The sequence below is a fragment of the Sphingobium algorifonticola genome (genome assembly GCF_004005485.1).
Lineage (GTDB): Bacteria > Pseudomonadota > Alphaproteobacteria > Sphingomonadales > Sphingomonadaceae > Sphingobium > Sphingobium algorifonticola.
In genome coordinates, this window is sequence record NZ_RZUL01000002.1 from 445,608 (window position 1) to 466,922 (window position 21,315).

Annotated in this window: 23 protein-coding genes; 15 read left to right on the forward strand and 8 right to left on the reverse strand. The window is 65.4% G+C overall.

Annotated elements, in window-relative coordinates:
- Positions 1 to 3 precede the first annotated feature (3 nt).
- Together ENE74_RS07185 and ENE74_RS07190 are read left to right on the forward strand one after the other, a co-directional pair.
- Complete coding sequence (locus ENE74_RS07185) at positions 4 to 717, forward strand: ABC transporter ATP-binding protein (protein ID WP_127690203.1); 714 nt, start codon at positions 4 to 6, stop codon at positions 715 to 717.
- Positions 714 to 3,215 (forward strand): ABC transporter permease, encoded by a 2,502-nt coding sequence (locus ENE74_RS07190; RefSeq protein WP_127690204.1) that lies wholly within the window; start codon positions 714 to 716, stop codon positions 3,213 to 3,215. The genes ENE74_RS07185 and ENE74_RS07190 overlap by 4 nt, the downstream gene beginning before the upstream one ends.
- On the opposite strand, the gene ENE74_RS07195 is transcribed toward ENE74_RS07190, so the two are convergent.
- Positions 3,212 to 3,733, reverse strand: coding sequence for a flavin reductase family protein (locus tag ENE74_RS07195; protein WP_206517662.1), 522 nt, complete (start codon positions 3,731 to 3,733; stop codon positions 3,212 to 3,214). The two genes, ENE74_RS07190 and ENE74_RS07195, sit on opposite strands and share 4 nt — an antisense overlap.
- A gap of 124 nt (positions 3,734 to 3,857) precedes the next feature.
- On the opposite strand from ENE74_RS07195, the gene ENE74_RS07200 reads away from it, so the two are divergent.
- Complete coding sequence (locus tag ENE74_RS07200) at positions 3,858 to 4,559, forward strand: VIT1/CCC1 transporter family protein (RefSeq protein ID WP_127690205.1); 702 nt, start codon at positions 3,858 to 3,860, stop codon at positions 4,557 to 4,559.
- 185 nt (positions 4,560 to 4,744) lie between these two features.
- Here the strand turns inward: ENE74_RS07200 and ENE74_RS07205 are convergent, their stop codons facing one another.
- The 5 genes from ENE74_RS07205 to ispH are packed head-to-tail and all read right to left on the reverse strand — an operon-like array spanning position 4,745 to position 9,133.
- The gene (locus ENE74_RS07205; protein WP_127690206.1) at positions 4,745 to 5,506 is read right to left on the reverse strand and encodes an SDR family NAD(P)-dependent oxidoreductase; all 762 of its coding nucleotides are present in this window, start codon (positions 5,504 to 5,506) and stop codon (positions 4,745 to 4,747) included.
- A 24-nt stretch (positions 5,507 to 5,530) separates the two neighbouring features.
- The gene (locus tag ENE74_RS07210) at positions 5,531 to 6,712 is read right to left on the reverse strand and encodes an acetyl-CoA C-acyltransferase (protein ID WP_127690207.1); all 1,182 of its coding nucleotides are present in this window, start codon (positions 6,710 to 6,712) and stop codon (positions 5,531 to 5,533) included.
- A gap of 31 nt (positions 6,713 to 6,743) precedes the next feature.
- On the reverse strand, positions 6,744 to 7,190 hold the full coding sequence (rnhA, locus tag ENE74_RS07215; protein WP_127690208.1) for a ribonuclease HI: 447 nt from the start codon (positions 7,188 to 7,190) through the stop codon (positions 6,744 to 6,746).
- Entirely contained in the window at positions 7,187 to 8,149 is a 963-nt protein-coding gene (thrB, locus tag ENE74_RS07220; RefSeq protein WP_127690209.1) for a homoserine kinase, read from the reverse strand. Before thrB ends, rnhA begins: the two co-directional genes overlap by 4 nt.
- Positions 8,150 to 8,155: 6 nt before the next feature.
- On the reverse strand, positions 8,156 to 9,133 hold the full coding sequence (gene ispH, locus ENE74_RS07225) for a 4-hydroxy-3-methylbut-2-enyl diphosphate reductase (RefSeq protein ID WP_127690210.1): 978 nt from the start codon (positions 9,131 to 9,133) through the stop codon (positions 8,156 to 8,158).
- A 133-nt stretch (positions 9,134 to 9,266) separates the two neighbouring features.
- Here ispH and ENE74_RS07230 point away from each other — a divergent pair, with 133 nt between their 5' ends.
- The 9 genes from ENE74_RS07230 to tatC all read left to right on the forward strand — a co-directional run bounded on the left by ENE74_RS07230 (position 9,267) and on the right by tatC (position 16,651).
- Positions 9,267 to 9,941: a hypothetical protein gene (locus ENE74_RS07230; RefSeq protein ID WP_127690211.1), complete on the forward strand. Its 675-nt coding sequence runs from the start codon at positions 9,267 to 9,269 to the stop codon at positions 9,939 to 9,941.
- 91 nt (positions 9,942 to 10,032) lie between these two features.
- On the forward strand, positions 10,033 to 11,760 hold the full coding sequence (argS, locus tag ENE74_RS07235) for an arginine--tRNA ligase (RefSeq protein ID WP_127690212.1): 1,728 nt from the start codon (positions 10,033 to 10,035) through the stop codon (positions 11,758 to 11,760).
- Positions 11,760 to 12,503: an SPOR domain-containing protein gene (locus ENE74_RS07240; protein WP_127690596.1), complete on the forward strand. Its 744-nt coding sequence runs from the start codon at positions 11,760 to 11,762 to the stop codon at positions 12,501 to 12,503. Before argS ends, ENE74_RS07240 begins: the two co-directional genes overlap by 1 nt.
- Before the next feature lie 107 nt (positions 12,504 to 12,610).
- Entirely contained in the window at positions 12,611 to 13,618 is a 1,008-nt protein-coding gene (gene nagZ, locus ENE74_RS07245; RefSeq protein WP_127690213.1) for a beta-N-acetylhexosaminidase, read from the forward strand.
- Between the two features lie 15 nt (positions 13,619 to 13,633).
- The gene (locus ENE74_RS07250; protein WP_127690214.1) at positions 13,634 to 14,413 is read left to right on the forward strand and encodes a segregation and condensation protein A; all 780 of its coding nucleotides are present in this window, start codon (positions 13,634 to 13,636) and stop codon (positions 14,411 to 14,413) included.
- Positions 14,410 to 15,051, forward strand: coding sequence for an SMC-Scp complex subunit ScpB (gene scpB / locus ENE74_RS07255; protein ID WP_127690215.1), 642 nt, complete (start codon positions 14,410 to 14,412; stop codon positions 15,049 to 15,051). Before ENE74_RS07250 ends, scpB begins: the two co-directional genes overlap by 4 nt.
- A gap of 29 nt (positions 15,052 to 15,080) precedes the next feature.
- The gene (locus ENE74_RS07260; protein WP_127690216.1) at positions 15,081 to 15,317 is read left to right on the forward strand and encodes a twin-arginine translocase TatA/TatE family subunit; all 237 of its coding nucleotides are present in this window, start codon (positions 15,081 to 15,083) and stop codon (positions 15,315 to 15,317) included.
- Positions 15,318 to 15,371: 54 nt separating this feature from the next.
- On the forward strand, positions 15,372 to 15,860 hold the full coding sequence (gene tatB / locus ENE74_RS07265) for a Sec-independent protein translocase protein TatB (protein ID WP_127690217.1): 489 nt from the start codon (positions 15,372 to 15,374) through the stop codon (positions 15,858 to 15,860).
- Positions 15,857 to 16,651, forward strand: a complete 795-nt coding sequence (tatC, locus tag ENE74_RS07270) for a twin-arginine translocase subunit TatC (protein WP_127690218.1) — start codon at positions 15,857 to 15,859, stop codon at positions 16,649 to 16,651. The genes tatB and tatC overlap by 4 nt, the downstream gene beginning before the upstream one ends.
- 54 nt (positions 16,652 to 16,705) lie before the next feature.
- Here the strand turns inward: tatC and ENE74_RS07275 are convergent, their stop codons facing one another.
- Together ENE74_RS07275 and ENE74_RS07280 are read right to left on the reverse strand one after the other, a co-directional pair.
- Positions 16,706 to 16,834 (reverse strand): entericidin A/B family lipoprotein, encoded by a 129-nt coding sequence (locus ENE74_RS07275; RefSeq protein WP_127690219.1) that lies wholly within the window; start codon positions 16,832 to 16,834, stop codon positions 16,706 to 16,708.
- A 324-nt stretch (positions 16,835 to 17,158) separates the two neighbouring features.
- Positions 17,159 to 18,175: a cell wall hydrolase gene (locus ENE74_RS07280; protein ID WP_127690220.1), complete on the reverse strand. Its 1,017-nt coding sequence runs from the start codon at positions 18,173 to 18,175 to the stop codon at positions 17,159 to 17,161.
- Positions 18,176 to 18,505: 330 nt separating this feature from the next.
- Here ENE74_RS07280 and ENE74_RS07285 point away from each other — a divergent pair, with 330 nt between their 5' ends.
- The 3 genes from ENE74_RS07285 to ENE74_RS07295 all read left to right on the forward strand — a co-directional run bounded on the left by ENE74_RS07285 (position 18,506) and on the right by ENE74_RS07295 (position 21,082).
- Complete coding sequence (locus ENE74_RS07285; RefSeq protein ID WP_127690221.1) at positions 18,506 to 19,498, forward strand: cysteine synthase A; 993 nt, start codon at positions 18,506 to 18,508, stop codon at positions 19,496 to 19,498.
- Between the two features lie 74 nt (positions 19,499 to 19,572).
- On the forward strand, positions 19,573 to 19,959 hold the full coding sequence (locus ENE74_RS07290) for a hypothetical protein (RefSeq protein WP_241241874.1): 387 nt from the start codon (positions 19,573 to 19,575) through the stop codon (positions 19,957 to 19,959).
- Between the two features lie 7 nt (positions 19,960 to 19,966).
- Entirely contained in the window at positions 19,967 to 21,082 is a 1,116-nt protein-coding gene (locus ENE74_RS07295) for a Gldg family protein (protein WP_127690222.1), read from the forward strand.
- Positions 21,083 to 21,315 lie beyond the last annotated feature (233 nt).

Below are 21,315 nucleotides of genomic sequence, written 5' to 3' on the forward strand. Positions count from 1 at the left end.
CCCATGACAGCCCCCGATATTGTGATCGACGCCCGCGATGTCACCCTCTCGCTGGGCAAGGATGCAGCGCAGGTCGATATATTGCGTGGCGTGAGCCTGTCCGTGGCCGCCGGGGAGAGCGTCGCGCTGCTTGGGCCTTCGGGTTCGGGCAAGTCATCGCTGATGGCGGTGCTGTCCGGCCTGGAGCGTGCAACCGGCGGGTCGATCCGGGTGGCGGGCGCGGATTTCGGGGCGCTGGACGAAGACGGGCTGGCGCTGGCCCGGCGTGGCCGCATCGGCATCGTCCTGCAAGCCTTTCACTTGCTGCCGACGATGACCGCGATCGAAAATGTCGCCGTGCCGCTGGAACTGGAAGGGGCGGACGACGCCTTCGCCCGTGCCGAGGCGGAACTGGTCGCCGTGGGCCTTGGCCATCGCCTGACGCATTATCCCGCGCAGCTTTCCGGCGGGGAGCAGCAGCGCGTCGCGATCGCGCGGGCCATCGCGCCGCGCCCCGCGCTGTTGTTCGCCGACGAACCGACCGGCAATCTGGATGCGGCGAACGGCGCGGCGATCATGGACCTGCTGTTCGCGCGGCAGCAGGAGACCGGCGCAACTCTGGTGATGATTACGCACGACATTGCCTTGAGCCGCCGCTGCGACCGGATCGTCACCATGCGGGACGGGCGGATCGTGGAAGGTTCAGTCGAAAACGCGCTCGCGGGTATCGACGCATGATGCTGGCGCTGCGCTTTGCCCTGCGCGACCTTCGCGGCGGCTTGCAAGGGTTGCGCCTGCTGATCGTGTGCCTGTTTCTGGGTGTTGCGGCCCTGGCGGGCATCGGCAGCCTGACGGCGTCGATCAACGCCGCCTTGTCCGAACAGGGGCAGGTGATCCTGGGCGGCGACATCGGTTTCGACCTGAACCAGCGCAGCGCCACCCCGGAGGAGCGCGCGGCGATGGCGCGCGAAGGCGCTCTGTCGCAGACGACGCGCATGCGGGCGATGGTCGCCCGCACCGACGGTTCGGATGCGGTGCTGAGCGAACTCAAGGCGATCGACGCTGCCTGGCCGCTGTACGGGGCCTTCACGCTGGACGGAGCGGGCAGCCGACCCAAGCGTGGCGAAGTCGCGCTGGCAGACACGCTCGCCGACCGGCTGGGCGTCAAGGCAGGCGGTCAGGTAAGGATCGGCGACGTGCTGTTCCGTGTTTCCGGCATCATCGCGCAGGAGCCGGACCGGGTCGGCGCGGGCTTTACCTTCGGACCCAGCGCGATCATTGCGGCGGACAGCCTGCCCGCCACCGGCCTGCTGCAACCCGGCAGCATTTACGAAACGCGCTATCGCATCCGCATGCCCGCTGCCGCCGATCCGCAAGCCGCGATCGACCGAATCAACGCCGCCGCGCCGCAGGCCGGTTGGGAAGCGCGGGATCGCGCGAACGGATCGCCCGGCACGCGCCGCTTTATCGACCGGATGGGGCAGTTTCTGTCACTCGTCGGTCTGGCCGCGCTGGTGGTGGCCGGGATCGGTGTCGGCAATGGCGTGGCCAGCTATCTGGACGGCAAGCGACCCGGGATTGCGACAATGAAGGCGCTAGGGGCCTCAACCCGCACCATTTTTCTCACTTATCTCCTCCAGATCCTGATCGTCTCCTGCGCCGGCTTCCTGCTCGGTCTCGCTGTCGGTGCGGCCTTGCCGTGGATCGTGACGCTGCTGGCTGGCGACCTGCTGCCGGTGCCGCCCAGCTTGGGCCTCTATCCCGTCCCGCTGCTGACGAGCGCCGCTTATGGCTTGCTAACGGCGCTGCTCTTCGCCATCGTGCCGCTGGTCCGCGCGCGCAATGTTGCTGCGGCCGCGCTGTTTCGCGGTGGGCTGGGCGATCAGGGGCGGACGGGGCGCTGGGTTTGGCTGGCGGTGGTGGTGATCGCCGCGCTGATCGTGGCGCTCGCGATCGGCACCGCGCGAGAACCGATGCTGGCCGCGATATTCCTGGGCGCGGCCTTCGCATTGTTCGTGATGCTCGCATTGCTGGGATCGCTGGTCCAGTGGATCGCTGCGCGCCTGCCGCGCCCGCGCCATCCTTTGGGGCGTCTGGCGCTCGCTAATCTCCACCGCCCCGGCGCGCAGACGGGGCGACTGATGGTCGCACTTGGCCTTGGCCTCTCCCTGTTCGCGACGCTGGCCGTGGTCGAAACCAATTTGTCCGGCCAGATGGCAAGCAGCATCCCGGCCAAGGCCCCCAGCTTCTTCGCGCTCGACATTCCGTCGGATGGCGTAGATCAGTTCCGCACGATTGTGACGCGGCAGGCCCCCGGCGCGGACATCGTGACGACGCCCTCGCTGCGCGGCCCGGTGGTCGCCGTGCGCGACCAGCGCGTTTCCGATATGAAGGACATTCCCGAGGACGCCTGGATATTACGGGGCGACCGGGGCCTTACCTATGCAGAAGACTTGCCGCGCGGCAACAGCATCGTGGATGGGGCATGGTGGCCGAAGGACTATAGCGGCGAACCTCTGGTTTCCGTCGATATCCGCGCTGCCAAGGCGCTGAACCTGAAGATCGGCGACATGCTGACCGTCTCCGTCCTCGGCGTCGAAATCCCCGCGCGTATTGCCAGTTTCCGGGAAATCGACTGGGACAGCATGGGTCTCAATTTCGGCATGATCTTCTCGCCCAATGCGCTGGAAGGCGCGCCGCACAGCTATCTGGCGACGATCGCGCTGCCCGGCGGCGCGGGAGCGGCGGCGGAAAAGGCGATCAACCGCGATGTCATCCGCGCCTTTCCCTCCGCCTCGCTGATCCGGGTGAAGGAAGTGATCGCATCGCTCGGCGATCTGCTGACGCAGCTTTCCGCCGCAGTCCGCGTGGCGGCCTCGGTGGCAATCGCCGCGGGCATCGCGGTGCTGGTCGGGGCGATTGCCGCCGCCCGGCGTAGTCGCACTTATGATGCCGTGCTGCTCAAGCTGCTGGGTGCGACGCGGCGGCAGGTGCTGATCGTGCAGGCGCTGGAATATGCCGCGCTTGCGTTGCTCGTCTCGGGGATTGCGCTGGCCGTGGCGAGCGGTGCAGGCTGGTATCTCGCCACGCAGACGCTGGGCCTGCAATGGGCACCGGACTGGGGCGTGGTGCTGGCGACGCTGGCCGGCGGCGCGGCACTGACACTGGCTCTGGGGCTTGTGGGTTCGCTCCCCGCGCTTGCCGCGCGACCGGCGCAGGCCCTGCGAACGCTTTAGGCGACCGCCTCCGCGACATCGCCGATCCGCACATAGCGGCCATCGACATAGACGAGCGGATCGACGGTATCGGCGGCGAACATCTCCACGACATCGCCGATGAAGATGCTGTGCGACCCATAGGGTATCCGCTGCGTCTGGCGGCAGACGAAACTGGCCTGAGCGTCCGTCAGGCGCGGCACGTCAATGCCGGTATCCGCCCAGCTGCCCACATCGAAGCGCGCCTCGCCCTTTACAGCCCCGCTGCATGCCGCCGAGATATGCACATGCGCGGCATCGAGAATGTTGATGCAGAAATCCGCGCCTGATTCGAGAACGGGATGCATCGACGCCGTCTTGTTGACGCAAATGAGCATCGAGGGCGGGTCCATGCTGAGTTCGCTTACCGCCGTCGCCGCCATGGCGTGGCGCACGCCGTCCTTCTTCGTGGAGATTACCACTACCGCCTTCGCGAGACGGCGCAATCCGGCCCGCATCTGGATGGGAAGGGGCTGGGCGGTGACATTGTCCTGGGCCATGCTGTGCTTTCGGGGCGGGGAGGAGCGGAAAGGCGGTGGTCCCCGCGCTGATACCCCGCTGATGGCCGATTGCCAACGGGCTTTGCATGGTTAACGGTGGCGGTTCGACAGGAAGGGAAAGGCCATGTCTCGCTATATCTCGCACGGGGAAAGGCATCTGGTGTCGCGGATCGGCTGGCTGCGCGCTGCGGTGCTAGGCGCGAATGACGGGATCGTATCTACGGCCAGCCTCATCATCGGCGTGGCTTCGTCCACGCCGCAGCCGGGCGCGGTGCTGATCGCCGCTGCTGCGGGCCTGGTCGCGGGGGCGATGTCCATGGCGGCCGGCGAATATGTTTCCGTCAGTTCGCAGTCCGATACGGAACGGGCCGACCTGGCGCGTGAACGCAACGAACTCGCGACTGATCCCGACAGCGAAGTCACTGAACTCGCGCATATCTATATCGGGCGCGGCCTTGCCCCGGACACCGCGCTCGAGGTTGCCCGTCAGTTGATGGCGCATGATGCACTGGGCGCGCATGCCCGCGACGAACTGGGCATTTCGGATGTGAGCGCCGCGCGTCCTGTTCAGGCGGCACTGACGTCGGCGGGTACCTTTGCGGCGGGGGCGGCAGTGCCGCTGATGCTGGCAATCGCAACGCCGATGCGGACGCTGGTACCGATGGTGGCGTTCGCCTCTTTGCTGCTGCTGGCCCTGCTCGGCGCGATCGGCGCAAAGGCAGGGGGCGCGCCGGTCGGCCCCGCGGTGCTGCGTGTTACATTCTGGGGAACGCTGGCAATGGTGTTGACGGCGGCGATCGGACGGATCGCGGGCACCGTCGTCTGATGAGCCAGTAAGGGACTGGTCCCCCCGCGAAAGCGGGGGCCAGGGTCGCACGGTGTAGCATTCGAGGCTCTGGACCCCTGCTTTCGCAGGGGAACAAGACATGCATGCTCGCAGGGAATGATCGCTCAAAAGCGAAGTTCGCCTAGTGCTTTGTTCTACCTTGATTTTTGAGCCGTGAAATCACTCTAGCGCGGTGCCATGCGAATGGCGCCGTCCAGGCGGATCACTTCGCCATTCAGCATCGGATTGCGGATGATCGCCTCGACCAGTTGCGCATATTCGGCCGGGCTGCCCAGGCGACTGGGATGCGGGACCTGCGCACCCAGCGCATCCTGCACATGCTGCGGGAAACTCTCCAGCATCGGGGTCAGGAACAGGCCGGGCGCTATCGTCATGACACGAATGCGGTGCTGCGCAAGGTCGCGGGCGACGGGCAGGGTCATGCCTACGACGCCACCCTTGGATGCGCCATAGGCCGCCTGGCCGATCTGCCCGTCATAGGCGGCGACCGAAGCGGTGTTGACGATGACGCCGCGCTCGCCCCCGATGTCATCAAGGGTCGCGGCGCGCGCGGCAAATTGCGCGAGAACGTTGAACGACCCGATCAGATTGACTTCGACCGTCTTTCGAAAGCTGTCGAGCGGGTGCGGCACATTATTCTTGCCGACCGTCTTCGTCGCAGGCGCGATCCCCGCGCAGTTGACGAGGATGCGGGCGACGCCGTGCGCCTGTTCGGCAGCGTCCAGCCCCTGTGTCACGCTCCTTTCATCAGACACGTTGACGCCGACATAGAGGCCGCCGATTTCCGTCGCTGCGGCCGTCCCCGCTTCATCGTTCAGGTCAAATATCGCGACTTTCGCGCCCTGTGCGCCAAGCATCTGTGCGGTCGCCTTGCCAAGGCCCGATGCGCCGCCGGTCACGATTGCGGCCAATCCGGTGATGTCCATAATCTTCAATCCTCTCCGAAACGATCAGGCCAGTTCGACGGCCATGGCCGTGGCTTCCCCGCCGCCGATGCACAGGCTGGCGACACCACGCTTCAGGCCCCGCGTCTCCAGCGCCGCGATCAACGTTGCCAGAATGCGCGCGCCGCTGGCACCGATTGGATGGCCGAGAGCCGTTGCGCCGCCGTTCACATTCAGCTTTTCGGCGGGGATCGCCAGCTCGCGCGCGGCAATCATGGCCACAACGGCAAAGGCTTCGTTGACTTCGAACAGATCGACGTCTTCGGCTGTCCATCCGGCCTTCGCCAGCACCTTGCGCATCGCCGGTACCGGCGCGGTCGTAAACAGGCCCGGCGCATGGGCATGGGCGGCATGGCCGACCACGGTCGCGATGACGGGAAGGCCCAGCCGGTCGGCGATGCTGCGCCGCGTCATCACCAACGCCGCCGCGCCGTCGGAGATCGAGGACGCATTGGCGGCGGTGATCGTGCCGTCCTTGACGAAGGCGGGCTTCAGGCTGCGGATCTTGTCCGGCTTCGCCTTGCCGGGTTGTTCGTCGGTGTCGATCACGACATCGCCGCCTTTGCCGGACACCGTGACGGGGGCGATTTCGCGGACGAACGCACCGCCCGCGATGGCGGCATTGGCGCGTTCCAGCGAGCGGAGCGCATAATCATCCTGCTCTTCGCGCGTGAATTGATAGTCGCGCACGGCATCCTCCGCGAAGGCACCCATCGCCTTGCCGGGGGTGTAGGCATCCTCCAGCCCATCGAGCATCATCGTATCGATAATCCGGTCATGCCCGATCCGCGCGCCCGACCGATGCTTGAGCAAGGCATAAGGGGCGTTGGTCATGCTTTCCATGCCGCCTGCGACGATGACCTCGGCGCTGCCCGCCATCAGCGCGTCATGCGCCATGATCGCCGCCTGCATACCCGATCCGCACATCTTGTTGACGGTCGTGGCCTCGACCGATTGCGGCAGGCCCGCGCCCAGCGCCACCTGCCGCGCGGGGGCCTGGCCCAGCCCGGCGGGCAGCACGCAGCCCATGTAGATGCGTTCGATCGCGGTGCCTTCCACACGGGCGCGCGCGACCGCCGCGGCGACTGCCGCAGTGCCAAGTTGCGTCGCGCTCAGCCCGGAAAGCGCGCCCTGAAACCCGCCCATGGGCGTGCGTGCATAGCTGGCGATGACAACAGGATCGGTCATGAAGGTTCCTCTCGTATTATTCTCAGTGCGTTCAGCGCATCGCTTCGGCGGCGGCGCTGGCCAGCCGGTCTGCGCGCTCATTATCGGGATGCCCGGCATGGCCCTTCACCCAGCGCCAATCTATCTGGTGCCGCTGCGTCGCTTCCACCAGAGCCTGCCACAGTTCGGCGTTCTTCACCGGCTTGCGGTCGGCCGTCTTCCAGCCGTTCTTTTGCCAGCCGAACACCCATTTGGTGATGCCGTCTTTCACATAATTGCTGTCGGTGGTCAGCACGACATGACAGGGCCGTTTCAGGGCGTTGAGCGCGGCGATCGCCGCCATCAGTTCCATGCGGTTGTTGGTGGTCTGCGCTTCTCCGCCGGACAGTTCCTTTTCATGGGCGCCGGAGCGAATGACCGCGCCCCAGCCGCCGGGACCGGGGTTGCCCTTGCATGCGCCGTCGGTGAAAATCTCGACGCTGGTCGCCGCATCGCTCATCGGCCCAGCAGCTCCGGCAGGGTGGCCTGCGCATAGAAATCGAGACGGCGCAGAAAGGCCAGCGGGTCCTTGCGAGTCACCAGCGCGTCGGGCGGCGTGTTGATCCAGTCATAGGCGCGCGTCAGGAGGAAGCGGAGCGCCGCCCCGCGACACAGCGCTGGAAAGGCAATATGTTCCGCCTCTGACAGGCCGAAGGCAACATCATAGCCCGCCACGAGCGCCGCGCCGCGGTCTGCATGATAGGCGCTCCCGTCATGCGCAAAGCACCACGCGCCATGCGTGACGGCAAGGTCATAGGCGCGGATGTCGGTACAACTGAAATAGAAATCGATCAGGCCGGTCACGCGGTCGCCCAGCATCAGCACATTGTCCGGGAACAGATCGGCATGGATTACCGCGCTGGGCAGGTCGGCGGGCCAGTGCGCATCGAGCCAGAGCAGTTCCTGCCGGACACGTTCACCCAGACCCGGCGCAATCGCATCGAAATCCGCCCCGCATCGGGTGGCAAGATCATGCCAGCCGGCAGGGTCGAGCGCGTTGCGACGTCGCCCCGCGAAGTCAGCCGCCGCCCGGTGCATCTCTCCCAGCGCGATGCCCGCGGCACGGCTTTGCGCAGCGGTCGGCTCGGTTACCGACACGCCGGTGAGAAACTCGATCAGGCAGGCAGGGCGACCGCCGAGTTGCTGGAGCTTGCGGCCCTGCCGGTCGCCGATGAAGCGCGGCACCCGGCATCCGCGCTCGGCCAGATGATCAAGCAGGTCCATGAAGAACGGCAGGTCCGCTTCATCGACGCGCTTTTCATACAGTGTCAGAATGAACCGGTCTTGCGTTGTCTCAAGCAGATAGTTGCTGTTTTCCACGCCTTCGGCAATGCCCTTGGCCGAAACCAGACTGCCGACATCATAGCGCGCGAGAAAACGGTCCATGTCCTCCGCGGGGACATGCGTGTAGACGGCCATGCGGCTTCAGACCGTTTCGAGGCCGCGAGGCAGCTTGAAAGCGATGTTTTCGCGCACGGTTTCGACCTGGCGTTCCTCGATCGCGAAACGCTCGGCCAGCGTGGCGACCACTTCGCGCACCAGCACCTCGGGGGCCGATGCCCCGGCGGTGATGCCCAAAGTGTCCACATTCTCCAGCCAAGCGAAATCGATCTCGCTTGCCCGCTGGATGAGGCGCGCGGGCGTGCCCTGGCGCTCCGCCACTTCGACCAGGCGCAGCGAATTGGAGCTGTTGGGCGCGCCGATTACATAGATGGCGTCGCAGGATGGCGCGATTGCCTTGACCGAATCCTGGCGGTTCGATGTCGCGTAACAGATGTCCTCGCCTTTCGGCCCGACGATCCCGGGGAAGCGCCGCTGGAGGACATCGACGATCGCCGACGTGTCGTCGACCGACAGGGTGGTCTGGGTCAGGAACGCCAGATTGTCAGGATCGGCGGGCGCGAAAGCCTCCGCATCGTCCATCGTCTCGATCAGCGTCATCGTCCCGTCGGGAACCTGGCCGAACGTGCCGATGACTTCGGGATGGCCGCGATGGCCGATGAAAATGATGTGACGCCCGGCCTCCACCTGCTTTTCGGCCTGGCGGTGCACCTTGGACACCAGCGGGCAAGTGGCGTCCAGATAGGACAGGCCGCGAGCCTCGGCATTGGCGGGCACGGCCTTTGGTACGCCATGCGCGGAAAAGACGACCGGCGCGGCATCAGGTACTTCGTCCAGTTCCTCGACGAAAATCGCGCCCTTCGCCTTCAGGCCTTCGACGACGAAACGGTTATGCACGATCTCATGCCGGACATAGACCGGCGCGCCATATTTTTCGAGCGCGCGCTCCACGATCACGATGGCGCGATCCACGCCCGCGCAAAATCCCCGTGGCGCTGCGATCAGGAGCAGCAGGGGGCGCTTGCCGGTGCCCGCGCTGCTGTGGGACGAGACATTGGTCATGACGACAGCCTTTAGGCGAAGCGCGGGCCGGAGGAAAGGCCGTTCGGCGTATCTGTGTTGCGTCCGGGGGGGTGGATGGATAAGAAGCCCGTCAGCCCCTGCGACAGGGGCCTATGCCTTAAGTGATATGGGAATGCCCGTGACCCCCCCGAAAACCGCTTGCCTGAAAACCGCCTGCACCCGAATTGCCCTGGCTGGTCTTGCGCTCGCCGCGCTGGCAGGCTGCTCGCGCAGTGGCGAGATTGATCCGACCGGGGGCATTGTGTCGGTGCGGTCGGCCTGTCCGACGGCGGCGGTCCCCGTTTACACGGGTGACGTCACGCTCTTCAACCCGGCAACCAGCCGGGACGCGTCCGCCATCGATGTGGTGGCGAACATCACCAACCTGCGCGCCACATGCAGCGATGGGACGCAGCTTTACACCGAGGCAACGTTCGACGTGCAGGCCCGGCGCAACGACGCCAGCGCCGCGCGGGATGTGACGCTGCCCTATTTCGCGACCGTGGTGCGCGGCGGCAACGCCGTGATCGCCAAGCGGGTGGGGCAGGTGACCCTGCGCTTTGCCGCGGGCGACTATCGCGCCAGCGCCAGCGCAAAGGCGGCGTCCTATGTCGACAAGGATGTCGCCACGTTGCCGCCCGAAATACAGCAGCGCATAACCCAGAAGCGCAAGGCCGGCGATGCAGACGCCGCGCTCGACCCCTTTTCAGCCCCCGAAGTGAAGGCCGCCTTGCAGCGAACCAGCTTCGAACTGCTTGTCGGGTTCAACCTGACGCAGGCGCAGTTGCAGTATAACGCCACGCGCTGACGCGCGCTGGATGCCCCATTAGTCCCCGTTCGCAGAGCTGCCTGATCCTGCTCGACCCGGACGGGTTGAAAGCCGATCAAGGACCACGCCCGTGACACTTTTCGCTCGCTTCGCGACCTATCTCAACACCGTGCTCGACCAGCTGGAGCAGACAGGTGACCTGCCGCCCGGCCTCGATCGCAAGGGGGTGACGGTGGAGCCGCCGCGCGACCCGGCCCATGGGGATCTGGCTACCAACGCCGCCATGGTGCTCGCCAAACCCGCGGGCACCAATCCGCGCGCGCTGTCGGAAAAGATCGCCGAACGGCTGCGCGCCATTGACGAGGTGGCGGACGTATCGGTCGCCGGTCCCGGTTTCCTCAACATGCGGCTGACCGACGCCACCTGGCGCGCGGAACTGGCGGCGATCCACGCCGAGGGGGCCGATTATGGCCGCTCGGATCAGGGTCAGGGCATTCACGTCAATGTCGAATATGTGTCCGCCAATCCCACAGGGCCGATGCATATGGGGCATTGCCGGGGTGCGGTCGTGGGCGATGCGCTGGCGACCTTGCTGGAATATGCCGGGCATCAGGTGACGCGCGAATATTATATCAACGATGCGGGCGGGCAGGTCGACGTGCTCGCCCGGTCGGCGCATCTGCGTTACCGCGAGGCGCTGGGCGAGGATGTCGGCGCGATCCCCGAAGGCCTCTATCCGGGCGATTATCTCGTGCCCGTCGGGCAGGCGCTGGCGGCCGAATATGGCGACGCGATGATCGCCGCCCCGGAAAGCGCGTGGCTGGCGCCCTTCCGCCAGCGTGCCGTCGCGGCGATGATGGACATGATCCGCGCCGATCTGGCATTGCTCGGCATCCACCACGATCTGTTTTCCTCCGAGGCGGCATTGCAGGCCGCGGGCAAGCCCGAAGCGGCGGAAGCATGGCTGCGCGAACAGGGACTCGTCTACGACGGGGTGCTCGAAGCGCCAAAGGGGGAGACGCCCGACGACTGGGAACCGGTCGAGCTGCCGCTGTTCCGCTCCACGCAATTTGGCGACGACCAGGATCGGCCGATCAAAAAGTCGGATGGAAGCTGGACCTATTTCGGTGCCGATCTCGCCTATCATTACCAGAAAGCGCAGGCGGCCGATCAGTTGATCGATATCTGGGGTGCCGATCACGCGGGCACGGTCAAGCGCATCCAGGCGGCGGTCGCCGCGCTGACCGGCGGCAAGACGCGCTTCGATGTCAAGCTCGTCCAGATGGTTCGCCTGCTGCGTGATGGCGAGCCGGTGAAGATGTCGAAGCGGGCCGGCAATTTCGTGACTCTGGCCGATGTGGTCGAGGAAGTGGGCAAGGATGTCGTCCGGTTCACGATGCTGACGCGCAAGGCCGACGCGCAAATGGATTTCGATTTTGCGAAGGTCGTGGAAGCGTCGAAGGACAATCCCGTATTCTACGTGCAATATGCCCATGCCCGCATCGCGTCGCTCGGGCGGAAGGCGCAGGAAGCCGGGCTGGATCTGCCGATGCCCGACCTGTCCCGGCTTGGGACGGTGGAACTCGACCTTGTGAAGCGCGCGGCGCAGTTCCCCCGCATCGTCGAGGCGGCGGCCCATAACCGTGAACCACATAGAATCGCTTTTTACCTCAATGACTTGGCGGCAGCGTTCCATGGTTGGTGGAATATGGGGAACGATCAGCCGGACCTGCGCGTCATCCTGCCGAACGATCTGGTAACCACATCTGCAAGGCTTTTCTTAAGCCAGGGAATCGGGCAGATTATCCGCAACGGGCTGGCTCTGATGGGGGTCGAGGCGCTTTCGGAGATGCAATGATGGGCGATTATGCGCGTGGCGGCCTTGATCTTGACGACGAAGACCGGCTGCCCTGGCTGGAACCCGCCGATCAGGACAATGGTGACCCGTCGCTGCTCTCGCTCAAACTGATCGGGCTGGCGGTCGCCGCACTTGTTCTGCTGGGTGTCGTTGTCGGTGGTGTGTTCCTGCTCAAGAAGGACGATGCCGCCGGAACGTCCGGCGCGGACGCGCAGCTCATAAAGGCGCCCCCGGGCGAGTATAAGGTGCCCGCCAACGAAGCCGATGCCAAGAAGTTCGCAGGCGAGGGCGACGCCGCCTTTGCCGCGAGCGAAGGTGTGGAGCGCGCGGGGAGGATTGATCCGGGCCGGGTCTCCGAAGTGCCGGTTACCGGCGGGTCGGCACGATCGGCGGCCGATACGCCGAAGCTGGCGGCAGTCAAGCCTGCCGGGAAACTGACCGCGCCGGTCAAGGACGGGACACGCGCGGCGACCGAGGGCAATTTTTCAGGCGGCGGCAGGACGGGCAACGCGCCGATGATCCAGTTGGGTGCCTATGGCAGCCAGTCGAGTGCGCGCGAGGCATGGGCGCGACTGTCGAAGCGGTTCGATTATCTCGCGCCGCTGGGCACATCGGTCGAATCGGTGAAAGTCGGCGAAACGACGCTCTACCGGCTGCGGGCGAGCGCCGGTTCGGCGCGGCAGGCGGGAACCTTGTGCGGCAAGCTGCGCGTGGCGGGCGAAAGCTGCCTGGTCGTAAACTGATCGACGAGTAAACTGATCGGCGTATCGGCGTTCAGCATCGCAAACGACACTTCGACACCGGCCATGCGAGACGCTAGACTGCCCGGCATGCAGTATGAGCATCAGCGATGAAACCGGTCATTTTCGGCCTGTCGGGTCCGGCGATGACAGCCGACGAAGCGGCATTTTTCCGCCAGAGCGATCCGGCGGGCTATATTCTTTTCGGCCGCAATATCGAAGACGCGGTTCAACTGCGCGCGCTGACCGATGCGTTGCGGAGCCTGCACGGGCGGGACGACCTGCTCATCATGATCGATCAGGAAGGCGGACGGGTCGCGCGGATGAAGCCGCCCACATGGCCCGCCTTTCCGCCCGGTGCGGCGTTTGATGCGCTTTACGAGATCGCGCCTGCCACGGCGATCGAGGCGGCACGCGCCAATGCGCAGGCGATCGCCGTCACCTTGCGCGCGTGCGGGATCAGCGTCGATGCCCTGCCGCTGCTGGACGTGCGCCAGCCTGGTGCCAGCGACATCATGGGCGACCGAACGCTTGGCGGAGAGCCGATGCGCGTGGCGGCGCTGGGCCGCGCGGTGATCGAGGGTCTGCGCATGGGCGGCGTCGTCGGCATCGTGAAGCATATGCCTGGCCATGGCCGCGCGCTGGTCGACAGCCACCTCGATCTGCCGCGCGTGGACGCCGATGCGGCGGCGCTGGAAACCGACTTGGAACCGTTCCGAACCCTCAACTGGGCACCGATCGGGATGACGGCGCATATCGTTTACACGGCATGGGACGCCGAACGCCCGGCCAGTCTTTCGCCGACCGTTATCGGTACAGTCATTCGCGAGCATATCGGCTTTGACGGTCTGCTGATGTCCGACGACATCGACATGAAGGCGCTTTCGGGCGATGTACCTTCGCGCGCCGCAGGCGTGGTGGCGGCGGGATGCGATCTCGCGCTGAACTGCTGGGGGCGGATGGACGAGATGATCGGCATTGCCGATGCCCTGCCCGACATGACGACGCGAGGCAGGGAACGGCTGGATGCGGCCATGGCCTATGCGCAGGGGCAGGCGGACGACGCGCCTCTGGACGCATTGCTTGCGAAGCGCGACGCGCTTCTGGCGCTTGCCTGAACGCGGCGGGCGGCGATGGAAGATCTGTTTCTTGCCGCCGAACGGCCAGCCGATCCCGACAGGCTGACCGTCAGTTTCGATGCGTGGGAGGGGCCGCTGGACCTGCTGCTGGCGCTGGCCCGCACCCAGAAAGTCGATCTGCGGGAGATTTCGATCCTGGCGCTGGTCGAGCAATATCTGGACTTCATCGACGGCGCGCGGCAGCTCAAGCTCGAACTGGCGGCGGACTATCTGGTGATGGCGGCGTGGCTCGCCTATCTCAAGTCCGGCCTGCTGCTGCCGCGCGACGAGCAGATCGACCCGTCTCCCGAGGAACTGGCGCTGCGTCTGCAATTGCGGCTCCAGCGGTTGCAGGCAATGCGCGAGGCAGGGGCGCGGCTGATGGCGCGCGATCGGCTGGGGCGCGACGTCTTTCCGCGCGGTGCGCCCGAGGGCCTGCGTATCGGGCGCAAGGCGGCCTGGGATGCGAGCCTCTATGATCTTATCCAGGCCTATGGGCAGGTGCGGGCGCGCACGCAGCCCGCGGTGCATGTGGTGTCGCGCCGCGCGGTGATGACGCTGGACGAGGCCATACAGCGGGTAGAGGCGCTGGTCGGCAGTCGCGTGGAATGGACGCTGCTGGCGCGTTTCCTGCCCGAGGGGATCGACGCGGCGCTTGGGCGGTCGGCGCTGGCGAGCAGCTTTGTCGCGGCGCTCGAACTGGCGCGGCAGGGGAAAGTGGACATTCGCCAGGACGGCATCTTCGCGCCGCTCTATCTGAGGGCGGCGAACGGGCGCGCGGAGGCGCAGACATGAACGCTGAACCCGACGACCTTATGCGTGCGATCGAGGCAACGCTCTTTGCCAGCGATGTGCCGATGAGCGCCGCCGATCTGCGCCTCCATGTGGGGGATGGCGGCGACGTGCCCGCCCTGCTGGCGCGGCTTGCGGCGGACTATGCCGGACGCGGCATCAATCTGGTCGAGCGTGGCGGGCGCTGGCATTTCCAGACGGCCGCCGATCTGGCGCACATATTGCGGCGGGAGAAGGAGGAAAGCCGACGCCTGTCGCGCGCGGCGATGGAAACGCTGGCGATCATCAGCTATCATGAACCGGTGAGCCGCGCGGAGATCGAGGCGATCCGCGGCGTTCAGGTCGGCAAGGGTACGCTCGACGTGCTGATGGAAGCAGGCTGGGTACGCCCCGCCGGACGGCGCGAGGTGCCCGGTCGCCCGCTGACCTATGCGACGACGCCCGCTTTCCTGACGCATTTCGGCCTCGCCAGCCGTCGGGATTTACCGGGGATCGACGATTTGCGCGCGGCCGGACTGCTCGATCCGGTCGATCTGGCGCTGGAAAGTGCGATGGCGGGAAGCCGGAGCGACGCCGACCCCGAAGCGGACGGGGACAATCCTGTCCAATCCGTGGTGGAAATGGACGATGAAGACGCCTAGATAAGCGCACAGGTTAGTGGAGAATTGCCATGGGTTCCTTCTCGTTGATGCATTGGGTCATCGTTCTGCTGGTCGTGATGCTGCTGTTCGGCGGCGGCCGGATTTCCAGCCTGATGGGTGACGTGGCCAAGGGTATCAAAAGTTTCAAGAAAGGCATGGAGGACGATTCGGACGACATGCCTGCCGCGCGCCCGGCATCCAAGATCGAAGGGCAGCGCGCACCCGATCCGGTGGTGACCAAGACCGAAGAGCAGAAGCAGGTTTGATCGCCCCCTACGCGATTGCAACCCGCCAGCTGATGCACGCGCCCGGATAGCGCCATGTTCGACATCGGATCGACCGAACTGCTGCTGATCGTGATCGTGGCCATCCTGGTGATTGGCCCGAAGGATTTGCCGCGCGCCCTGTATAAAGTGGGGCAGATCGTGGGCAAGGCGCGCGGCATGGCCCGCCATTTCCGCACGGGCATCGATGCGATGGTCCGCGAAGTGGAGTTGCAGGAACTGGAAAAGAAATGGGCTGAGCAGAACCGCCGCATCATGCAGGAGCATCCGCCTGAAACGGTGCCGACGATGACCGGCGAAGAGACCATGGCAGTGGGCGATGCCGATGGGGGTGGATGGCACGACAGGAACCAAGGCGACGCATCCGTTTCCCAATCGCCGCCGGACCTGTCCGACATGCCGATGACGCCGTTGTCACAGGCGTCGGCGGACGGTCCGCCCGTGGCGTCCAATAGCCCTGAGGCGCCCGAGACCGAGACTCTTGCGCCAAACACCTCCACGCCCAAGACCGGCGAGGCGGCATGACCGACGATATCGACGACAGCAAGGCACCGCTTCTCGACCATCTGATCGAGTTGCGCGGAAGGCTGCTCAAATGCGTCTATGCGCTCGCGCTGTGCGGCGTCATCTGTTTCTATTTTTCGGACCGGTTGTTTGCCTTCCTCATCCAGCCGCTGCGCGAGGCGTTTGGCGACGGCAACGGGCAACTTGTCTATACCAAGCTGTACGAGGCGTTTTTCGTGCAGGTGAAGATTGCGATCTTCGGCGCGTTTTGCATGTCCTTTCCGATCATCGCCAATCAATTGTGGGCGTTCGTTGCGCCGGGTCTGTACGCGAAGGAAAAGAAGGCGCTGCTGCCGTTCCTCATCGCCACCCCGGTGCTGTTCACCATGGGTGCGTCGCTCGCTTATTACATCGTAATGCCGATGGCATTTCACTTTTTCCTGCAATTCCAGGGCCCCAGCGGTGGCATGAATGTCGAGGCGCTGCCGAGCGTCGATGCCTATCTGTCGCTGGTGATGCAGTTCATCCTGGCGTTCGGCATCAGCTTCCTGATGCCCGTGCTCATCATGCTGCTCAATCGGGCGGGGTTCGTCACCCGCGCGCAGCTTATTGCGGTGCGCCGCTACATGATCGTTGCGGCGGTTGTCGTCGCCGCGATCCTTACGCCCCCCGATGTCGTGTCGCAGCTCATGCTCGCGATTCCGCTCATCCTGCTCTATGAAATCACCATCATCGCAATCTGGTTCACCGATCGTCGGCAGGCGCAGCAGGATTCTGGTGACGAAAAAAAGGCCGGGGCGGACCCGGCCTGATTTTTTCTGTTTGAGGAACAGGCGCGCCGGTGTGCCGCGCCTGTTGCCATCGGCTTAGTCTGCGGCGCGTTCCACGGCCTTGCCGGCGCTCTGCACGTCGCGGCCAGCGCCTTCGACCGTGTTGCAGGCACCGAGCGCAAGCGCGCTGGTCAACAGCATGGCGGCGATGATTTTCTTGCTCATGAGAATCTCCTTTTGCGTGAACGGGCACCATCGGGGGACCGTGCGCCCGAGGGCTGCACAGCGTCAAACCCGTTTGTTGGCAAAGCGTTCCGACAGTCTGCGAGATTTCGGCAGGGATGCCCTGGCGACCGCGCATATGGGCCAGAAACAATGTGGACCCGGAACGCAATCGGGGGGGGAGATGCGTCCGGGTCCATCTGTATGGATAGCAAGAGCGGGGGGGCAAAAGATTTGCTATCCGAAGTACATAACCATCATCGGCAAGAGTGGTTCCCGCGCGAATGATGCCTTGCGCAATTTTTATTTTACAAGAAAATCATACTCCTACCGGAGTGCGGTTGGCGAGGCCGGTCTTGCTTGCGGGATGGGGCGGCCGCTGTTGCGATATTCCTGGCGGACGGTCGATTGTGGCAGGCTCGCGGACGCGCTGATCCCGGCTTGGGAGGCGAGCGGGTCCGTGCCCGGCGCTGGAGTGGCGATCGGCTGAAGGCTGAGGATGGGCGCAATCTGCGGCTGCGCATCCGGCGCTGGGCCAGTGCGCCGCACGGCCGGGCCGGATTGCGATTCAAAGCCGCTGTATCGCGCCGCGAATGCCCGCGGCGTGCCGTTCATCCCCCGCCAGCGATAGAATATATGCGCGCCGATGACGGCAACGGGCGACAGGCTGTCCGCCCATGCGGGGTGGACCGCGAGCGTATGATAATGGGTGGCAAGGCCGACGGACGTGTAGACGGCACCCGCCAGCGCGGCTTCGGCAACGCGCCGCGCACGCAGCCAGCTTGCGCTGTTGGGCATGCGTGCCATGGCCCCGTCGCAACTGAAGGTGAACTGGCAGCGGGCGTCGATGCGTTCCGACCCCTGATAGACGACGCCGCATATGCTGTTGGGCCAGGCGGGATGACGCACCCGGTTCAGCACCACCTGCGCGACGGCGCGCTGGCCGTCGATTGGCTCGTTCCCCGCTTCGTAATAGATGGCGGATGTCAGGCAGTGGAGTGCGCGATAGCGGTCCAGTGCGGTCAGGCCGCGAAAGGGAGTGGCAGGCGCGGCCGGACTGCGCCCCAAAGCGAGGACAGGGCCGGTGGATGCGGCGGTATCCAGATCAGGTGCGGGATCGAACGCGCCTTCGGCATAGAAAAAGGCGGAACCGGGAAAATTGTCGGCGGATAGCTCGGTCGAATCGGGTTCCAGGGCCGACCCGGCCAGAAGATCGAGCGCACCCACTGTGGCGGCGGGCAGCAGATGCGGCAGCACGACGGCCAGCAACGCCAGCGTCAGCCAGAAGGCGCGGGCTTTCACCACGCCGCCGACGGGAATCGAAGATGCGCCCTTGTGCTGCATGCCCCGGCAATAGCGGCAAATCCCTAAAGCTTCTGCCCTTCAATTCGCGATGTTCCGTCATGGGACAATGGCGGCGCAACGGGTTAAATGCGGTTGACCGCTATCCCATTCCAGCAATCCACTGCCCGTTTCCCCGCGGAAGCGGGGGTCCAGGGTCGCGAGGGACCGGGTTTTGCGACCCTGGCCCCCTGCTTTCGCAGGGGAACAAAACCCATCTGCGCGAAAGAGACAATCACGAATGCTATCAGGCTGCGGCCTGCGAAGTTTGCTTTGCAGCACCGATAGCCGCGCTGACTGGCGCGGGCGGCGCGGCTCGGCTATCGGAAGGGCATGACGACATATGACACGACCCTGGCGCTGATCGGCAACACGCCGCTGGTACGCCTGACCGGCCCGTCCGAGGCGAGCGGCTGCGACATTTTCGGCAAATGCGAGTTTGCCAATCCGGGGGCTTCGGTGAAGGACCGCGCGGCGCTGTTCATCGTTCAGGATGCCGAGGAGAGAGGCCTGCTGCAACCCGGCGGCACGATCGTGGAGGGAACCGCAGGCAACACCGGGATCGGTCTCGCCCTCGTCGCCAATGCCAAAGGGTATAAGACCATCATCGTCATGCCCGAGACGCAGAGCCGGGAGAAAATGGACACGCTGCGCGCCTTGGGGGCGGAGCTGGTGACGGTGCCCGCGGCGCCTTATGCCAATCCGGGGCATTTCGTGCACACGTCCCGCCGGATCGCGGAAGAGACGCAAGGCGCGATCTGGGCGAACCAGTTCGACAATATCGCCAACCGCAAGGCGCATATCGTCGGCACGGCCGAGGAAATCTGGGCGCAGATGGACGGGCGCATCGACGGCTTCACCTGCGCGGCGGGCACGGGCGGCACGATTGCGGGCGTCGGCCTTGGCCTGAAAGCGAAGGATGAGGGGGTAACGATCGCGCTCAGTGATCCCCATGGCGCGGCGCTGTTCAATTATTACGCGCATGGCGAATTGAAAGCCGAAGGCACGTCCGTCGCCGAAGGGATCGGCCAGGGGCGCATCACCGCCAATCTTGAAGGCGCGCCGATCGACACCCAGTTCCGTATATCGGACGCGGAAGGCATGGAGTGGGTCCGCCGCCTGCTGAGCGAAGAGGGGCTGTGCCTGGGCCTGTCGTCGGGCATCAATGTCGCGGGTGCGGTGGCGCTCGGCAAGCATCTGGGGCCGGGCCATCGCATCGCCACCATCCTGTGTGACACCGGCTTTCGCTATCTCTCGACGCTGTACAACCGGCAGTGGCTGGAATCGAAGGGGTTGACGGTGTTCCCCTGGTTGGCGCAGAGTTGACGCTCCAGGGCAGATAAAGGGATCGCACCGCCGCCTATGGCTTATTTTCCCATCGTGACAACCGGGGCTTGCGCATGACGGCGTCGCCCCTCCCGCCGGGCGGCAACAAGGTCGCCACCCCCGCCAAGGCGCCGGTGACCGCGAGCCTGGCCCGCAGAAACGATCATCGGCGGATGGACGGCCTGCATCGTGTGCAGATCGGCCTGACCGGTCTGGCCGGTGTCATCCTGATGGTGGGCCTTGCCAATATCGTGATCGACAAGGCCCGGCTGGACGAACAGACGATGCCACCGCCGGTCGTACCGACGGTGAGCGCCGACACCGCCAATGCCGCCGCGACGCCGCGCGAGCCGCTGGCGGAACTGGGTGTGACGCCATCTGCCGAACAGACGGGCCAGGTCGTGCCCGATCTGCAACCCGATCCCGCGCTCGACAAGCCGATGGATCGCGACCCGCAATAGCCCCGGCGTGACGCCCGCGCGCACCAAGGTGCTGGTCGATGCCGTGGTGATGGCGACGGCGATCACCGGCGCAACGATCGGCGGGATGGCCTTCGGCCCGCTGCTGCCGGCCGGAGACGCCGACCCGCGCGCGTTCATCCTGCCTGCACTGGCGGCGGCGATCCTCGTCGGCGGGCTGGCGATGGTGCGGCGAACAGGCATGCGCCGGTGGTTCCTGCCCCTGTGGACGCTGGCGGGCGCAACATTTTCGGTCCTGCTGCTGACGGGTGTTGCTGCCGGACGATGGCCGGTCATGGGTGCGCATGCCCTGCCCGATGCGCCGCGGGTTTCGCTTGCGGTGTTCTCCGCGCTCGATCTGGAGGAGGCGGGGCAGGGGGCCTTGCCCGTACTGCAACAACGCTTCGCCATCCGCAGGCTCGATGTCGTGACCGCAGCGGCGCTGGCCGACCAGCCCCGAGTGCTGCTCGCGCAGCCGCGCCTGATGACGCCGCAGGAACTGGTAGACCTTGATGCGTGGACAAGGCGCGGTGGTGCAATGCTGATTCTCGCCGATCCACTGCTGCTCTGGCCGCCGGACGGCACCGCTGCCGCTCCCATGCCGGGCGATCGAACCGGCCCGCCGCTTACCAGCCTGCTCGATCCGCTGCTGACGCATTGGGGCCTGCGTCTCGAGCCGGCATCGGACGAAGCGATGACCCGGCGGTTCGTTGGGGACTGGCTGCTGCGGCTCGCGGGCGCGTCCCGTTTTGTCATTCAAGCGAGCCCATTTGCGGATTGCGACACCGAAGCCGACGGCCTGATGGCAGTCTGCGCAGTCGGGCGCGGGCATGTGCGCCTGATCGCCGATGCCGATCTGCTCGATGCGCGTTTGTGGCAGGCTGACGACGGCCGCCTGGCGAGCGACGCGATAAGGCTGGTCGATCACTGGCTGCGCGCGCCATCGGCCCCGCCGCCGCCGGGCAACATGCGGATGTGGGTCCGCGGCGAGGCGGATGTGCGCAACGGATTGCGGATGGCGCTGCTCTTCGGGATAGTCTGGGCCATTCTGGGAGCGGCCATGTTATGGCGCCGGGATTATCCGGGAAAGGCCGGGACAGACAATGACGCCAAACAAAGGACATGATTCCTAAAGAACATAAAAGGAACAAATGAAGGATTTTCGCGCGCTTTTGCGAACAAATATGGAATTGATATAGTTTTCCCAGCTTTTCCCGGTTTTTCCCCTTTATTCCCAATCGATCCCTTGGTAATCACTTTGCCATAGGGGCTGTTCAGGCACGGTGATTCCCGTCGCAGCGAAAGGCATTGCGCGCCTGCCTTTCGCGACGGGTGGCGTTTGCCTGTCTGGATCGCCCG

Excerpts from the sequence above, each read along its gene's own strand:
- ENE74_RS07185 (WP_127690203.1), top strand. The coding sequence starts at position 4 with ATGACAGCCCCCGATATTGTGATCGACGCCCGCGATGTCACCCTCTCG.
- ENE74_RS07190 (WP_127690204.1), top strand. The coding sequence starts at position 714 with ATGATGCTGGCGCTGCGCTTTGCCCTGCGCGACCTTCGCGGCGGCTTG.
- ENE74_RS07195 (WP_206517662.1), bottom strand. The coding sequence starts at position 3,733 with ATGGCCCAGGACAATGTCACCGCCCAGCCCCTTCCCATCCAGATGCGG.
- ENE74_RS07200 (WP_127690205.1), top strand. The coding sequence starts at position 3,858 with ATGTCTCGCTATATCTCGCACGGGGAAAGGCATCTGGTGTCGCGGATC.
- ENE74_RS07205 (WP_127690206.1), bottom strand. The coding sequence starts at position 5,506 with ATGGACATCACCGGATTGGCCGCAATCGTGACCGGCGGCGCATCGGGC.
- ENE74_RS07210 (WP_127690207.1), bottom strand. The coding sequence starts at position 6,712 with ATGACCGATCCTGTTGTCATCGCCAGCTATGCACGCACGCCCATGGGC.
- rnhA (WP_127690208.1), bottom strand. The coding sequence starts at position 7,190 with ATGAGCGATGCGGCGACCAGCGTCGAGATTTTCACCGACGGCGCATGC.
- thrB (WP_127690209.1), bottom strand. The coding sequence starts at position 8,149 with ATGGCCGTCTACACGCATGTCCCCGCGGAGGACATGGACCGTTTTCTC.
- ispH (WP_127690210.1), bottom strand. The coding sequence starts at position 9,133 with ATGACCAATGTCTCGTCCCACAGCAGCGCGGGCACCGGCAAGCGCCCC.
- ENE74_RS07230 (WP_127690211.1), top strand. The coding sequence starts at position 9,267 with ATGCCCGTGACCCCCCCGAAAACCGCTTGCCTGAAAACCGCCTGCACC.
- ENE74_RS07240 (WP_127690596.1), top strand. The coding sequence starts at position 11,760 with ATGGGCGATTATGCGCGTGGCGGCCTTGATCTTGACGACGAAGACCGG.
- nagZ (WP_127690213.1), top strand. The coding sequence starts at position 12,611 with ATGAAACCGGTCATTTTCGGCCTGTCGGGTCCGGCGATGACAGCCGAC.
- ENE74_RS07250 (WP_127690214.1), top strand. The coding sequence starts at position 13,634 with ATGGAAGATCTGTTTCTTGCCGCCGAACGGCCAGCCGATCCCGACAGG.
- scpB (WP_127690215.1), top strand. The coding sequence starts at position 14,410 with ATGAACGCTGAACCCGACGACCTTATGCGTGCGATCGAGGCAACGCTC.
- ENE74_RS07260 (WP_127690216.1), top strand. The coding sequence starts at position 15,081 with ATGGGTTCCTTCTCGTTGATGCATTGGGTCATCGTTCTGCTGGTCGTG.
- tatB (WP_127690217.1), top strand. The coding sequence starts at position 15,372 with ATGTTCGACATCGGATCGACCGAACTGCTGCTGATCGTGATCGTGGCC.
- tatC (WP_127690218.1), top strand. The coding sequence starts at position 15,857 with ATGACCGACGATATCGACGACAGCAAGGCACCGCTTCTCGACCATCTG.
- ENE74_RS07275 (WP_127690219.1), bottom strand. The coding sequence starts at position 16,834 with ATGAGCAAGAAAATCATCGCCGCCATGCTGTTGACCAGCGCGCTTGCG.
- ENE74_RS07280 (WP_127690220.1), bottom strand. The coding sequence starts at position 18,175 with ATGCAGCACAAGGGCGCATCTTCGATTCCCGTCGGCGGCGTGGTGAAA.
- ENE74_RS07285 (WP_127690221.1), top strand. The coding sequence starts at position 18,506 with ATGACGACATATGACACGACCCTGGCGCTGATCGGCAACACGCCGCTG.
- ENE74_RS07290 (WP_241241874.1), top strand. The coding sequence starts at position 19,573 with ATGACGGCGTCGCCCCTCCCGCCGGGCGGCAACAAGGTCGCCACCCCC.